This is a genomic window from Allostigmatella hybrida (assembly GCF_020103775.1).
GTDB classification, from domain to species: Bacteria; Myxococcota; Myxococcia; order Myxococcales; family Myxococcaceae; genus Hyalangium; species Hyalangium aurantiaca.
The window spans coordinates 83,868-97,164 of the sequence record NZ_JAHXBH010000014.1; the positions used below are offsets into that span (position 1 = coordinate 83,868).

Genomic DNA, 13,297 nt, shown 5'->3' on the forward strand with positions numbered 1-13,297 from the left:
TCCCGCCTGAAGGGGGTGCGGCTTCCAGGGGGCCGCCTTATGAACAGTATTCAGGAGAGGAAGCGCCCATGACGGTCCCACCAAGCCTCGTTGAAGCCTCGGAATCGCTGAAGGTCTTTCCCCTGCCGTCTGCGGTGCTCCTGCCGCACTCGGTGCTGCCGCTGCACATCTTCGAGCCCCGGTACCGGGAGCTGGTCCGGGATGCGCTGGCGGGCGACCAGGTCATGGCCCTCGCCCAGCTCGCGCCCGGCTGGGAGCCGGGCTATGCCGGGCGGCCGGCCCTGCAGCCCATCCTGTGCGCGGGCCTCATCGTCTGGCACGAGGTGCTGGAGAACGGCCGCTACAACATCCTCCTGCAGGGCGTCTGCCGGGCCCGGCTGGTGTCCGAGCTTCCCGCCGAGCGGCTCTACCGCCAGGTCCGGGTGGAGCTGCTGCCGGACTTCCCCTACGAGGGGCCCGAGGAGGAGCAGCTCCGGCAGGCGATGTTCGAGCTCGCGGGGCGGGTGCCGCCCTCCTTCTCGGAGGGGCTGCTGCCCGCGGTGGCGCGCGCCAGCGGCGGAACGCTGGCGGATGTGGTGGCCGCGGCCATCATCCCCGAGCCGGAGCGGCGCCAGGAGCTGCTGGCCGAGCTGGATGTCCGCAAGCGCCTGGATGCGGTGACCGGGGAGGTGGGCGAGCTGATGGCCCGCCTCCAGCCCGTGAAGCCCACCGGGCCACTGAACTAAGTCCGGCCCGCGCGCGCCGAAACGCTTGCGTCCTCTGGCATCCCAGGCCTTTTCTCCACCCGGACACCACACCGGCCCTCGCGTGTGCACGCGCCGTGGGCCTTGAGAGGATTCGCACCCATGCGGCTTGTCAAGGTAGGGCTCGCCAGCGTCAACACCACCGTGGGAGCGTTCTCCCGGAACGTGGACCGGGCGCTCGAGCTGGGGCGACGGATGGCCGCCGAGGACGTCACCGTCGGCCTCTTCCAGGAGCAGCTCATCGGCGGCTACCCCGCCGAGGACCTGGTGCAGTGGCAGGGCTTCATCGACCACCAGTGGCCGGCGCTGGAGCGCTTCGCGCGCGAGACGGCCCAGCTGGCCACCGTGTTCGTGGTGGGCGTGGCGGTGGCCCACCAGGGCCTGCGCCTCAACTGCGCGGCGGTGGTGGCCGCAGGCCACATCCTGGGGCTGGTGCCCAAGGAGAAGCTGCCCACCTACAACATCTTCTATGAAGGCCGCACCTACTCGCGCGGCTACCCGGGCATGGCGGAGGTGCACCGCGGCGTGCCGCTGGGCGACTACCTCTTCCGCTTCGACTTCGGCGTGATTGCCCCGGAGGTGTGCGAGGACATCTGGAGCGCGGATGGCCCGCAGCGCCGCCGCACCTACTCGGGCGCCGAGCTGGTGGTGAACCTGTCCGCCTCGCCCTTCCGGCTGGGCTTCGTGGACACGCGGCGGGAGCTGCTCGCCACGCGCGCCGCGGACCACCAGTGCACCATCGCCTACGCCAACGCCCTGGGCAGCAACGACGGCATCATCTTCGACGGCGGGGGCTTCCTGAACCAGAACGGCCGCTCCGTCATCGAGACGCCGCGCTTCCAGGAGGGCTTCACCTCGGCGGTGGTGGACCTGGACCGCACCGTGCGCCTGCGCGCGGAGAACACCACCTGGCGCAGCGACCGCGAGGAGTGGGTGGCCGACGGCGGCAAGCTGGTGCCCATCCTGGACTGCATGGGCATCCTCCAGACGCGGCGCGAGAAGCTCACGTACCCGGCGCCGCCACACCGCAGCTTCTTCTTGCCCGGCCCCGACCAGCGCAGGCCCGCCCGCGAGGCCCTGTGCGAGGACATCCTGGACGCGCTGGCGCTGGGCGTGGGCGACTACTTCGAGAAGACGCGCGCCTTCAAGTGCATCGGCATCTCGCTGTCGGGCGGCCGGGACTCGCTGCTCACGCTGCTCATCGCCCACCGGTACGCGAAGCGGGCGCGGCCGGACAACCCGGGCTCGCTCCTGCAGACCTTCTACATGCCCAGCCGCTACTCCAGCGACTCCACGCGCGAGGCGGCGGAGACCATCGCCCGGGAGCTGGGCGTGCCCTTCCAGGTGGTGCCCATCGAGGAGGCCTTCGACCGGGAGCTGGCCGTGGTGAGGCAGATGCTCGGGGAGACGGCCGTCACCCCCATCACCGAGCAGAACATCCAAGCGCGCCTGCGCGCCCAGCGCATGTGGAACTGGTCCAACTCCAGCGGTGGCCTGTTCCTCCAGACGGGGAACATGAGCGAGAAGGCCGTGGGCTACACCACCACCGGCGGCGACTTGATGGGGGCGCTGGCCGTCATCGCCAACGTGCCCAAGACGGTGGTCATGTACCTGCTGGACTACCTCCAGGAGAAGACGGGCTACGAGGGCATCCGCAAGGTGCTGTCCAAGCCCGCCGGGCCGGAGCTGGCGCACAACCAGGTGGGCGAGGAGGAGCTGATGCCCTTCCCCATCCTCGATGCGTGCTTCTACCTCTTCGCGGGCGAGAAGCTGGTTCCCGCCGAGCTGGTGCAGGCCCTCTCCACCATGTTCCCCGAGGTGGAGCTCGAGCGGCTCAAGGGCTACGTGGACAAGTTCGTCCGCCTCTTCCTCCAGTCCATCTACAAGTGGGTCCAGTCGCCCCTGTCCCTGCACATCGGCAACCTGGATCTCGACCGTGAGCGGGCCCTGCAACTGCCGGTCGTCACCGCCTCGGAGTGGACGCGAGACTGAGCGCTTGACTGCCTGCCCGGACGCTGTGCGTCCGGGAGGCCTGCCCCCGGGGCGTTCTTGGAACGCATCTTGCCAGGGACGTGATCCCCCCCAACCTTCTTGTCAGTCACAGGACAACGGAGGGTTGGATGAAAGCGAAGATTCTGACGGGCGCGGTTGCCGCGCTTCTCTACAGCGGTGCGGCTCTGGCGGGAGACGGCAAGGAGTGCCCCGCGGGGTTCGAGAAGAAGGACACCCAGGCAAGCTCCATGGGCTCGCCGTCGGTGATGGAGGAGAGCGTCGCGGTCGTCGAAACCCAGCCGGTGGACGAGTCCATCGGGGGCAGTGGCCAGGCCGGGATTGCCCAGAGCGACTCGTCGCTCAGCACCGGGTCTTCGCTGGACGCCCAGCAGGGCGAGGTCTTGCTGCGGTGTGAGCCCGTGAGCGGCACGGGTGGCAGCGGCAGCGCGTGGGACAGCCAGAGTGAGCCCCTGCGCGAGCCGCAACTGACGCCACCGCCCGCCCAGGTGGCCCCTGCCGCGCCGCCTCCGAGCAGCGCGGCCTTCACCCCGACCGTGGACGTCGATGAGAACGACGTGGCGCGCCAGGAGAAGAAGGAGTCCGGGGCCAACATGCGCGGCCTGACCCTGATGGTCGGCGGCGGTGTGGAAGGCTACACCGGCTCGCTGGCCCCCGCGATTGATCCGGGTGCCGCCTACGGTGTGACGGCCGCCATCAAGCCCTCCAAGGTGTTCGGCCTCGAGCTGGGCTACAGCGGCGCCGTGAACGACGTGTCCGACACGGCCTTCTCGGCCTCCAGCGGCCCGGACATCGTGCGCAACGGTGGCCAGGCGGCCGCCACGTTCGCCCTGTCGGCGACCCCGGTCCAGCCCTACGTGCTGGGCGGCATCGGCCTGAGCGACTACAACTTCCGCGGCACGGGCGGCGGCTTCAGCGACGACACCGTGGGCAACGTGCCCGTGGGCGCGGGCCTCCGGACCCACTTCGGCAGCTTCACCGCCGACCTGCGGGCGAACTACAACTTCCTGTTCGACCAGGACTTCGCCGCGGTGGATGACGGCCTCAACGGCAACGGCCGCTACTCCGGCACGCTGAACATCGGTGGCACGTTCTAACGGACGCGCCCATGGCTCGAAGTGAATGACGGCGGGGTCCCCGGTTCTGGGGGGCCTCGCCGCCGTGCTTTTCAGGCAGGGGGCGAAGCCGCGGGGGGAGGGGGCGGGTGGATGCGCACGCGCTTGACGCGCCGGGCGGACGCCTCGACCACCTCCAGCACGGTGCCATCGGGCAGGGGCAGCCGGGTGGGAGGCGCGGGAATGGCCCCCGCGAGCGACATGCAGAGCCCGCCCACCGTGGACCAGCTGTCGCCCTCCGGCAACTCGAAGCCCAGCTCCCGGTTCACGTCCCGGATGGGGACGGTGCCATCCACGAGCATCGTGCCGTCGGCTTCGCGGCGCAGCAGCTCGGCGGGCGTGTCGTTCTCGCTGAAGAGCTCGCCCACCAGCTCCTCGACGAGGTCCTCCGTGGTGACGAGGCCGGAGAGCCCACCCTGCTCGTCGACGACGATGGCCATGGGGCAGCGCCGCGCCTGCAACTGGCGCAGCAGGTCCAACGCCCGCGTCGCCTCCGGCACGAAGTAGGCGGGGCGCAGCACGTCCTCCAGGAGGATGAGCTGCTTCTCGAAGGCCATGCCCAGCAGGTCCTGGGCGACGACGTACCCGACGATGTTGTCCAGCGCCCCGTCGTAGACGGGCATCCGGGAGTGCCCCTCCTCCAGAATCACGCGCTGAATCTCCTCCTGGGAGGCGCGCCGGGACAGGGCGGTGATGCGCGCGCGGGGCACCATCACCTCGAAGGCCGTCAGCTCCGCCAGCTCGAAGGCGCGCGAGGCGATGTCGCCCGTGCGTGGGTCCACCGTGCCGCTCCGGGCCGCCTCCTCCACGAGCTGCTGGAGCTCCTCGGCGGACAGGCGGGACTCGCTGAAGTTCGTCTTGTCGCCGAAGAAGCGCAGCACGAGGTTGGAGCTGAAGGTGAGAAACCACACCACCGGCTTCATCAACCGGGACAGGCCGCGCAGCACGGGGCCGATGAGCAGCGCGTAGCGCTCGGCGTGCTGGATGGCCAGCGACTTGGGCACCAGCTCGCCCAGCACCAGGGACAGGAACGAGACGAACACCACCACGAGCGCCAGGGCCAGCTCCTCGGAGGCGGTGGGGGCCACCCCCAGGTCCGCGAGCACGGGCGCCAGGCGCATGGCGATGGAGGAGCCACCGAAGGCCGCCGCGGCGGCGCCTACCACGCTGATGCCAATCTGGACCGTGGCGAGGAAGCGCTCCGGGTCCTCCCGGAGGGCGAGCACGGACTTTGCCGCGCCGCTGCCGGCCTCCACCAGCTCGCGCAGCCGCGTCTTCCTCAGGGAGATGAGGGCGATCTCCGCTCCCGCGAAGATGCCATTGACGAGCACGAGCAGCAGGATGATGGCGAGTTCGGAGACGATACGTGGGCTCCTGTCAGCGAGGGGGGGGCCAGTCTACGGGGGGGAAGGGCGGCGTGGCGGGGCGTTGTGCGTGCTTCGAGCCCCCCCCCGGCCAGCGTTGAATAGTGAAGATTCCCAGCCCGCCTGGCCGTCCGGGGGCCTTTCCGCCGGGAATTCCGGGGTGGAGGGCTTACGGAAAGCAGCATCCGTGCCGCCGGGGCATTATGGTCGGGCTTTCTACTTCAGAGGAGACCAGAGGGATGAGCTTGAAGATCGAGGACGTCAAGGTGGGCACGGGCGCCGAAGCGGTGGCGGGCAAATCCGTCACGGTGCATTACGTGGGGACGTTGACCACCGGTTCCAAGTTCGACAGCAGCCGTGACCGCGGCCAGGGCTTCACCTTCCAGCTGGGGAAGGGGCAGGTCATCCAGGGCTGGGACCAGGGCGTGGCGGGAATGAAGATCGGCGGTGTGCGCAAGCTCACCATCCCGCCGGAGATGGGGTACGGGGACCGGGGCTTCCCGCCGGTCATCCCCCCGAAGTCCACCCTGCTGTTCGAGGTGGAACTGCTGGAAGTGCGGTAGCACCCAAGAGGTCCGGAGCCCCGGATCCGAGAAAGAACGAGGCCTGAGAATGGCGACGGTCGAGATCAGCAAGGAAGTCTTCAAGGATACCGTGGGCAAGGAGGGCATCGTCCTCCTGGACTGGTGGGCCGCCTGGTGTGGCCCCTGCCGCAACTTCGGACCCATCTACGAGAAGGTGTCCGAGAATCACAAGGACCTGACGTTCGGGAAGATCGACACGGAGGCGCAGCCCGAGCTGGCCGGCGCGTTCGAGATCCGCTCCATCCCCACGCTGATGGTGTTCCGGGATGGCATCCTCCTGTTCGAGCAGGCCGGCGCGCTGCCGGCCGCGGCCCTGGAGGACCTCATCTCCAAGGTGCGCGCCCTGGACATGGACGACGTGCGCAAGCAGGTGGCCGAGCAGCGGGCCTCCTCCGAGCCGCCCAAGGCGTGAGCGTGCTCCGGGCGGTCCTCTTCGACATGGATGGGGTGCTCCTCAAGAGCGAGGAGGCCTGGGCCCATGTGGTGGCGGCCGCGGGGGTGCACTTCCGCGGCTCGCCGGTGACGCGCGAGGAGTTCGCGCCCACCTTCGGCCAGGGCACGCAGGCGGACATCGAGGTCTTCCGGCTGGGGTGCTCGCCGGAGGAGCTGGACCGCTTCTACACCGAGCACTTCCCGCGCTACGCTCAGCACGTCTGGGTGAACCCGGACGCGCGGCCCCTGCTGGAGACGCTGGGCCGGCGGGGCCTGCGGCGGGCGGTGGTGACGAACACGGCCTCGACGCTGGCGCCCTCGCTGCTGGGGGCGGGCCACCTGGCCGAGCTCTTCGAGTGCATCGCGTGCGCGAACCTGGTGCCCCGCTCCAAGCCCGCGCCGGACCTGGTGCTGTACGCCCTGGAGAAGCTGGGCGCGGCCCCCGGTGAGGCGGTGATGATTGGCGACTCGCGCTACGACCGGGGCGCGGCGGCCGCGGCCGGGGTGCGCTTCGTGGGGCTCGGGCTGGACGGGGACGTGCGCATCGAGCAGCTGGGAGCGTTGCTCGCGCACCTGCCCCCCTGGGACTCAAACCCCCAGTGATGACAGAAGTCACCGGGAGCGTGGGCGCGTGGTCCACGCTAACCCCCGGAATTCAGGGAGCGTGAGGAAGTCGCACTCTGTGGCATGAAAGCCGCACAGGGAGTCGCTCCTCACACAGCGGTCCTCGCTGTCCTACCCCTGGAGCTTTCCGTCATGGTGAGCATCTCCCGCCAATCCCCGCCGTCCGCCGCCGTTGCACCGCCGCCCCCTTCCGCCCCCGAGAAGGCGGCCGAGGCGGCCCCCCCGAACGCCGTCCCCTCCGCGCCCGCGAAGCCCTTGCAGGATGTCTTCGAGCAGTCGGCGGGGCCCAGCAACACGGTGACGACGTCTCCGCCGGGGGCGACCGTGGAGGCCGCACCGCCGGTCGTGGACCTGGCCCAGGCGGACCTCAAGGATCCCAAGACCGTCGAGGATCTGTCGAAGATCTTCGGCGTCGAGGGGACCCATCTTCAGAAGCGCGTCAGTGACTCGGAGTTCGACGGCGCCCTGGTCGGCGCCGACAAGACCATCAAGATGGGCGACCGGGGTGGGGTGAAGGACCAGGGCCCCATCCAGCTGGAGGACATCGAGGGCTTCACGCCGAAGAATGGCCGCCTCCGGTCGAACGAGACCATCCTCCAGGTCAACGGCATCAACACGACCCTGAGCCAGCAGAAGGAGGCCCTCCAGGCCACCGCCGATGCGACGGGCTCCAAGGTCGTGGGCATTCACAACGCCACGGATGGCTTTGTCGGCGACCTGATGCAGAGCGTGGGCGACAAGACGAACATGGGGAAGAACCTCGCCGTGGACGCGCTGCGGGACACGGTCCTCAGCGAGCTCAAGGGGGGCAAGAACGTGCACCTGATGGCCCACAGCCAGGGCGGACTCATCACCAGCCGCGCGCTCGGACAGGTGGCCGATGAGCTCAAGAAGGAGGGCAAGTCCGACCTGATGTACAAGGTCTCCGCGGAGACGTTCGGCGCGGCGTCGGGCCGGTACCCGGACGGGCCCCGCTACGTGCACTACGTCAACACCAAGGATCCGGTCTCCAACATGTTCGGTGTGGAGGGCGCGACGAGCTTCAAGAACCACCCCGGCCAGGATGCCATGGGACGCAAGGCCGTGGTCATCCCCTTCGAGGAGAAGAGCGGCATCGCGGCGCACAACTACAACGACGTGTACATGAGCCACCGCAAGGACTTCAACCTGGCCTACAACGGGCCAGGGCTGGTGATTCAGAACCCGAACCAGTACCAGAAGCCCTTCAAGTGGGACTGACGTCTACAGGGGCTTCACCGCGCAAACGCCCCCGCCGTTGAGGTGCGCCTGGTCCACGATGCTCTGGGTGACGAACGCCCAGAGCGTCCGGACATCATAGGCGCCCGGCTCGTAGACGACGGGCGTGCCGTCGCTGTCGCGCAGCTCCTCGCCCTGCATGCCCCGGAGATCCAAGAGCTGCTGGGTGGCGAGCCCCTCGGAGGTGATGACCCGGTCCGCGCCCGCCGTGGCGGCGAAGGGCTCGAAGCGCAGCTGCACGCCGCGGTGGGTGCCCAGCCGGTCGTAGAACATGTGCTCGGCGTGGAGGGTGACTTCCGCCTCGGCGGTGGAGTTCTCCGGCACGACGATGCCCTGGGTCCCATCCACGCCGTTGATGCAGTTCTCCATGCGCGCGTTCACCGGGAAGCCGAAGGAGAAGCGGTACACGCCCGTGCCCACCTTCACGGCCTCGCCCTCCAGCCAGTAGCTGTAGCCGCGTGAGCGCACCAGGGCGAGATCCTCCGCGGACACGTTCCCATCGGGCAGCTCGGTGCGCTCATCCGGCGGGCGCACCGCGAAGCCCACGTTCCAGCGCCCTGCCGTCAGCCCTGTCAGGCCTTCCAACGCCACGTCCCCCTTCTGGAGATCCACCAGCACGTGCCGGGACGAGGACTGGGTTTCTCCCGCGTCCGAGGTGAGGGTGAAGTCCCCCACGGAGACCAGGTACTTGGTGAAGCGCACCGACCAGCCGTCGGCGAAGAGGTGGCTGGCGTAGCCATCCTGCGCCCCCTCCTCGCCGCTCATCATCACCCGGACGTCCCCCGTGGCCGTGGGCGAGCACGCCCCCGTGAGCAGGAGGGCCCCGGCGAGCACGGCGCGTCCCGTGCCAGGAAGTGAAATCCGTGTGTTCATGTAGCCAAGGAGTAGATGCAACTTGGTTGCAAGTCAAGTGCGCGCGGGTGTATGGGCCAGGGCGTGTGGATTTCCCTTCTGGTGTTGGGGGTGCTGAGTGCCGCCCCCCTCGAAGCCGCCGTGGTGCCTCCGGTCCCGGTGGAGGCCGCCCCCCCCGTGCTCCCCCCCGAGGCGCTGCCGCTGGAGCGCCCGGCCACGGTGCTCCTGCGGCTCACCATCGACACGCAGGGCGAGGTGTCCCAGGTGGAGGTGCGGGAGTCCGCGGGCGTGGTGCTGGACCGGGCGGCCCTGGCCGCGGCGGTGCGGTGGCGCTTTCAGCCCGCGACCCAGGGCAGCGTTCCGGTGGAAGTGCAGACGGAGGTGCCCGTCACCTTCGTTCCCCCGGAGCCACCTCCCTCGCCGCCGCCTCCTGAGCCGGAGAGCGCTCCCGCGTTCACCACGGTGGTGAAGGGGCAGGGGAACCGGCCGCCCCCCGTGGCGGCGGGGGACTTTCAGATCCACGTGGGGCAGCTCGCGGATGTGCCGAGGAACTCGGCCACGGATCTGCTGCTGCTCGCCCCCGGGGTGATGCTGGCCAACCACGGCGGGGAGGGCCACGCGGAGACGGTGTTCATCCGGGGCTTCGACGCGGGCGAGGGCAAGGACGTGGAGTTCCGGCTCAATGGCGTGCCGCTCAACGAGGTGTCCCATGCCCACGGCCACGGCTACGCGGACACCTACTTCATCATCCCCGAGCTGGTGGACACGCTGCGCATCACCGAGGGGCCGTATGATCCCGCCCAGGGCGACTTCGGCGTGGCGGGCACGGTGGAGTACCAGCTCGGGCTGAAGCGGCGCGGGCTGATGGTGTCGGGCAGCTACGGCAGCTTCCACTCGCGGCGCCTGGCGCTGGTCTGGGGCCCTCACGAGACGGGGGAGTCCACCTTCGTGGGGCTGCTGCTGAGGCAAGGGCATGGATTCGGCCCCAACCGCGCCTACTCGAACGCGGGCGCCATGGCGCAGGGCGAGCTGGCGGTGGGCGAGGCCTCGCGCCTGCGGCTGTTCGGGGCGGGCTACGCGGCCCGGTTCTCCTCGGCGGGCGTCATCCGGGAGACGGACTGGGTGGCGGGGCGCCTGGACTGCGGCGAGGAGGACCCCTTCTTCTGCCTGTATGATCCGAACCAGGGCGGGGCCACGCAGCGGTACCTGGGCTCGGCGGAGCTGATGACGCGCCTGTCGAAGGGAGGCCGCCTCATCCAGCAGGCCTTCTGGGTGCAGCGGCAGATGCGCATCCGGGAGAACTTCACCGGCTTTCTCAATGACACCCCGCCCGTGGGCGAGGCCCAGCGCGGCGACAACACGGAGCAGTCCTACCGGGGCACCACGCTGGGGCTGCGCGGCCGGTACACGCCGGGCATCACCTGGGGCGGGCAGCTCCAGCCGCTGGAGCTGGGCTACTCCGTGCGCTCCGACACCGTGCACACGCGCTCCCGCCGGTTGAGGGACCGGGGCGGCGCGCCGTACCTCACCCTCTTCGACAACGATGTCCGGGTGACGAACCTGGGCGCCTACGCCTCCGGCAAGGTGGCCCCACGGCCCTGGCTGCTGCTGCGCGGAGGGGCGCGGCTGGACAGCTTCCTGTTCGCGGTGGAGGACCAGAACCGCCCGGAGGAGGACCGGCAGGGGGAGCGCATTCCCTCGGAGGCCATCGAGGCGTATGGCTTCACGCTCAGCCCCCGGCTGTCCGTGGAGGCCCGGTTGACGCCGAGGCTCTCCTGGTTCACGAGCGTGGGCCTGGGGGCGCGCTCCAGCGATGCCGCCGCGCTCTCGGACGCGGAGTTCGCCCCCTTTGCCCGAGTTACCTCGGCGGAGACCGGGCTGGGCTACACGGCGGGGAACGAGGCGCTCACGGTGGAGGCCCGGGGCGCCGTCTTCGCCACGCGCGTCTCGCAGGACTTCGTGTTCGACGAGGAGGCCGGGCGCAACCAGCCCGTGGGGGCCTCTCAGCGGGTGGGCGCGTTCTCGATGGCGCGGCTGACGATCCAGGAGCGCGTGGACGTGCAGGCGAGCATCGCGTGGTCCCGCGCCTCGCTGCCCGTGCCCGGGGCCTCGCCGTGGAAGCTGTTCGAGGGGACCGTCATGCCCTACATCCCCGGGCTTCTCGGGCGGGTGGATGCCTCGGTGCGTGGGGAGGCCGAGCTCTGGGGCGAGCGGGTGGGGTGGAACGTGGCGCTGGGGCACAGCACCATCGGCCCCAAGCCCCTCCCGCTGGACCGCTACAGCGAGCCCATCTTCCTGTTCGACGCGGCGCTCCGGGGACGGTGGAAGGCGGTGGAGCTGGGGCTGACGGTGGAGAACCTCCTGGACGCGCGCTGGCGGGAGGCGGAGTTCAACTACGTCTCCAACTTCCGCGGCCCGGAGGCTCCCGCCTCCCTGCTGGCCACGCGCCACTTCGCGGCCGGTGCTCCCCGGACGCTGCGCGGCACGTTGACGGTGTACCTGGACTTCGAGGAGGAGCAGCCATGAGGACGACGCGGCGGAACTTCACCCGGTGGCTCGGCACGGGCCTGCTGACCGGCCTGGGCGGCGTGCGGTGTGGGCTCTCGGGGACGGGCGGCCGACCGGTGACGTTTCAGATGGGGTTGCGCGCCGCCCTGGCCCCGGGCGAGGCGCACGTGGGCCACTTCACCACGGACACGGGATGGCGGGTGGAGCTGACGGTGGCGCGGATGCTGCTCGGGCCCATCTACCTCTTCGAGAACCCCTCACCGCTTCAGGACTCGTGGACGGGACGGCTCTGGAGGGGAACGGGCGAGCTGCTGCTGCCCACCGCGCACGCGCACGAGGAGTTCTTCTCGGGAGGGCGGGTGCTGGGAGAGTGGGACCGGGAGGTGGTGTTCGACCTGCTGGAGGACAGGGCCGGTCCGCTCGTGCTGGGCAAGGCCCCCGGTATCGCCGGGATGGTGCGCTCCTTCTCGCTGCTGCTCCAGCCCGCGAGCGCGGGCGTGCCGGTGGAGGCGGCCCGGCTGGAGGGCCACTCGGTGCTGCTGGAAGGCAGGGCCTCCCGGGAGGGCCAGTCGGTGGCCTTCCGGGCGGGGCTGGACTTCCCGCCCCCGCTGGAGCTGCAGCGGGTGGAGTTCGTGCCCAGCGAGGTGGAACTGGACGACGAGGGGCTGTTCCTCGTGGAGCCCAGGCCCCACGTCTGGTTCTCGGGGACGCACTTCGACCGGCTGGAAGTCCCCCCAGGAGGAGGGCCGGTGGCGGTGCCCCCGGAGAGCCAGGTGCACCGGGCCCTCTCCATCAACCTGCGGCGGCACACCGCCTTCACGAGCGCCTGGGAGCCCGCCGGTCCTTAGAAGGACTGCTCGAGGATGGCGTGGAACGCCGCGCTGCCCGTGACGTGCACCTGGAGGTCGGCTTTATCGCCCGGGGTGGTGAAGCCAACGCGGTGGGTGAGGCCCTCGCACGCCGGGGGCAACGGCTCCAGCGACGAGGCCACGGGCGTTCCGCCCGCGAGCGGACTCAGGGCCACGGAGACCGGCGCATCGAGGAAGAGGAGGTAGGACGTCTCGGGCATCAGGCGCAGGCGGGTGTAGCCGGAAGGCTCGCCGCTGTCCGAGGGCACCGTCACCGCGTAGTACGTATGGGTCTTGTCCATGCGCGGCAGCGTGCCGGACGGGGTGGCGGAGGCGCTCACGGCGGTGGTGGTGTCGGCGAGCGTGTGGCCGCAGGCGTGGTTGAGCAGCTCGTCGCTGGGCGCCGTCTGGAAGTCCAGCTGTCCATCCCCCAGCCCCGCGTGGGCCGCGTCGAGGGCGTGCCCCTCGACATCCCGGAGGCCCCGCAGGTCCACCGCATAGGCGTTCTCTCCATAGAGGACCGGACCGCCCTCCTCGGGCTGGAGCACGGTCAACGTCAGCGTCTTCGCGTCCGGGGACCAGGTGCCCTCCACGGTGCGCGGCTCCGCGCTTGGATCCGTCTTGTCGTGCAGCGTGGCCTGGGTCACCGAGGTGTCCATGGGCACGTTGAACGTGACGGTGAGCACCTTGCGCTCGGCCAGGCCCTTCTGGCCAGTGGTGCGGTAGTACACCTCCGCGGGGTAGAGGTCCGTGCTGCCCTCGGTGGGAACCGAGGTGGTGACCCACGGGCCCTGGGTCTCCCCGGGCCCTGCGTCGGGCGTGCCGCCGTCGCCTGCGTCCGGATTGCCTCCGTCATTGCCGGGGGGCGGCAGGGGCGCGGGTTCATCGTCCCCGCATCCGGTGGAGAGGCAGAGGGCACAGCAGGCAGCGAACAGCACGGCGGTGGGAAGACGGAACATG

The 13,297-nt window shown here is 70.2% G+C and carries 12 protein-coding genes; 9 read left to right on the forward strand and 3 right to left on the reverse strand.

Annotated features, from left to right (window positions below; genetic code table 11):
- Window positions 1-68 precede the first annotated feature (68 nt).
- From KY661_RS21330 to KY661_RS21340, 3 genes are all read left to right on the forward strand, one after another.
- A complete protein-coding gene (locus tag KY661_RS21330; RefSeq protein ID WP_225411968.1) occupies window positions 69-725 on the forward strand; it encodes an LON peptidase substrate-binding domain-containing protein in 657 nt (218 codons plus the stop codon).
- Between the two features lie 120 nt (window positions 726-845).
- The gene (gene nadE, locus KY661_RS21335) at window positions 846-2,735 is read left to right on the forward strand and encodes an NAD(+) synthase (RefSeq protein ID WP_225411969.1); all 1,890 of its coding nucleotides are present in this window, start codon (window positions 846-848) and stop codon (window positions 2,733-2,735) included.
- A 128-nt stretch (window positions 2,736-2,863) separates the two neighbouring features.
- Window positions 2,864-3,850: an outer membrane protein gene (locus tag KY661_RS21340; RefSeq protein WP_225411970.1), complete on the forward strand. Its 987-nt coding sequence runs from the start codon at window positions 2,864-2,866 to the stop codon at window positions 3,848-3,850.
- Between the two features lie 71 nt (window positions 3,851-3,921).
- On the opposite strand, the gene KY661_RS21345 is transcribed toward KY661_RS21340, so the two are convergent.
- Window positions 3,922-5,205: a hemolysin family protein gene (locus tag KY661_RS21345; protein ID WP_225412050.1), complete on the reverse strand. Its 1,284-nt coding sequence runs from the start codon at window positions 5,203-5,205 to the stop codon at window positions 3,922-3,924.
- 266 nt (window positions 5,206-5,471) lie between these two features.
- Here KY661_RS21345 and KY661_RS21350 point away from each other — a divergent pair, with 266 nt between their 5' ends.
- From KY661_RS21350 to KY661_RS21365, 4 genes are all read left to right on the forward strand, one after another.
- The gene (locus KY661_RS21350) at window positions 5,472-5,795 is read left to right on the forward strand and encodes an FKBP-type peptidyl-prolyl cis-trans isomerase (protein WP_225411971.1); all 324 of its coding nucleotides are present in this window, start codon (window positions 5,472-5,474) and stop codon (window positions 5,793-5,795) included.
- 49 nt (window positions 5,796-5,844) lie between these two features.
- A complete protein-coding gene (trxA, locus tag KY661_RS21355; protein ID WP_075006612.1) occupies window positions 5,845-6,228 on the forward strand; it encodes a thioredoxin in 384 nt (127 codons plus the stop codon).
- 2 nt (window positions 6,229-6,230) lie between these two features.
- Window positions 6,231-6,851, forward strand: a complete 621-nt coding sequence (locus KY661_RS21360; protein WP_225411972.1) for an HAD family hydrolase — start codon at window positions 6,231-6,233, stop codon at window positions 6,849-6,851.
- Between the two features lie 153 nt (window positions 6,852-7,004).
- Window positions 7,005-8,111: an alpha/beta hydrolase family protein gene (locus KY661_RS21365; RefSeq protein ID WP_225411973.1), complete on the forward strand. Its 1,107-nt coding sequence runs from the start codon at window positions 7,005-7,007 to the stop codon at window positions 8,109-8,111.
- Between the two features lie 3 nt (window positions 8,112-8,114).
- Here KY661_RS21365 and KY661_RS21370 read toward each other — a convergent pair whose 3' ends face one another.
- Complete coding sequence (locus KY661_RS21370) at window positions 8,115-9,002, reverse strand: hypothetical protein (RefSeq protein ID WP_225411974.1); 888 nt, start codon at window positions 9,000-9,002, stop codon at window positions 8,115-8,117.
- A gap of 15 nt (window positions 9,003-9,017) precedes the next feature.
- On the opposite strand from KY661_RS21370, the gene KY661_RS21375 reads away from it, so the two are divergent.
- Entirely contained in the window at window positions 9,018-11,507 is a 2,490-nt protein-coding gene (locus KY661_RS21375) for a TonB family protein (RefSeq protein WP_398577220.1), read from the forward strand.
- The gene (locus KY661_RS21380) at window positions 11,504-12,337 is read left to right on the forward strand and encodes a hypothetical protein (RefSeq protein ID WP_225411976.1); all 834 of its coding nucleotides are present in this window, start codon (window positions 11,504-11,506) and stop codon (window positions 12,335-12,337) included. Before KY661_RS21375 ends, KY661_RS21380 begins: the two co-directional genes overlap by 4 nt.
- On the opposite strand, the gene KY661_RS21385 is transcribed toward KY661_RS21380, so the two are convergent.
- Entirely contained in the window at window positions 12,334-13,296 is a 963-nt protein-coding gene (locus KY661_RS21385; protein WP_225411977.1) for a hypothetical protein, read from the reverse strand. The genes KY661_RS21380 and KY661_RS21385 overlap by 4 nt on opposite strands.
- Between the last annotated feature and the right edge of the window lies 1 nt (window position 13,297).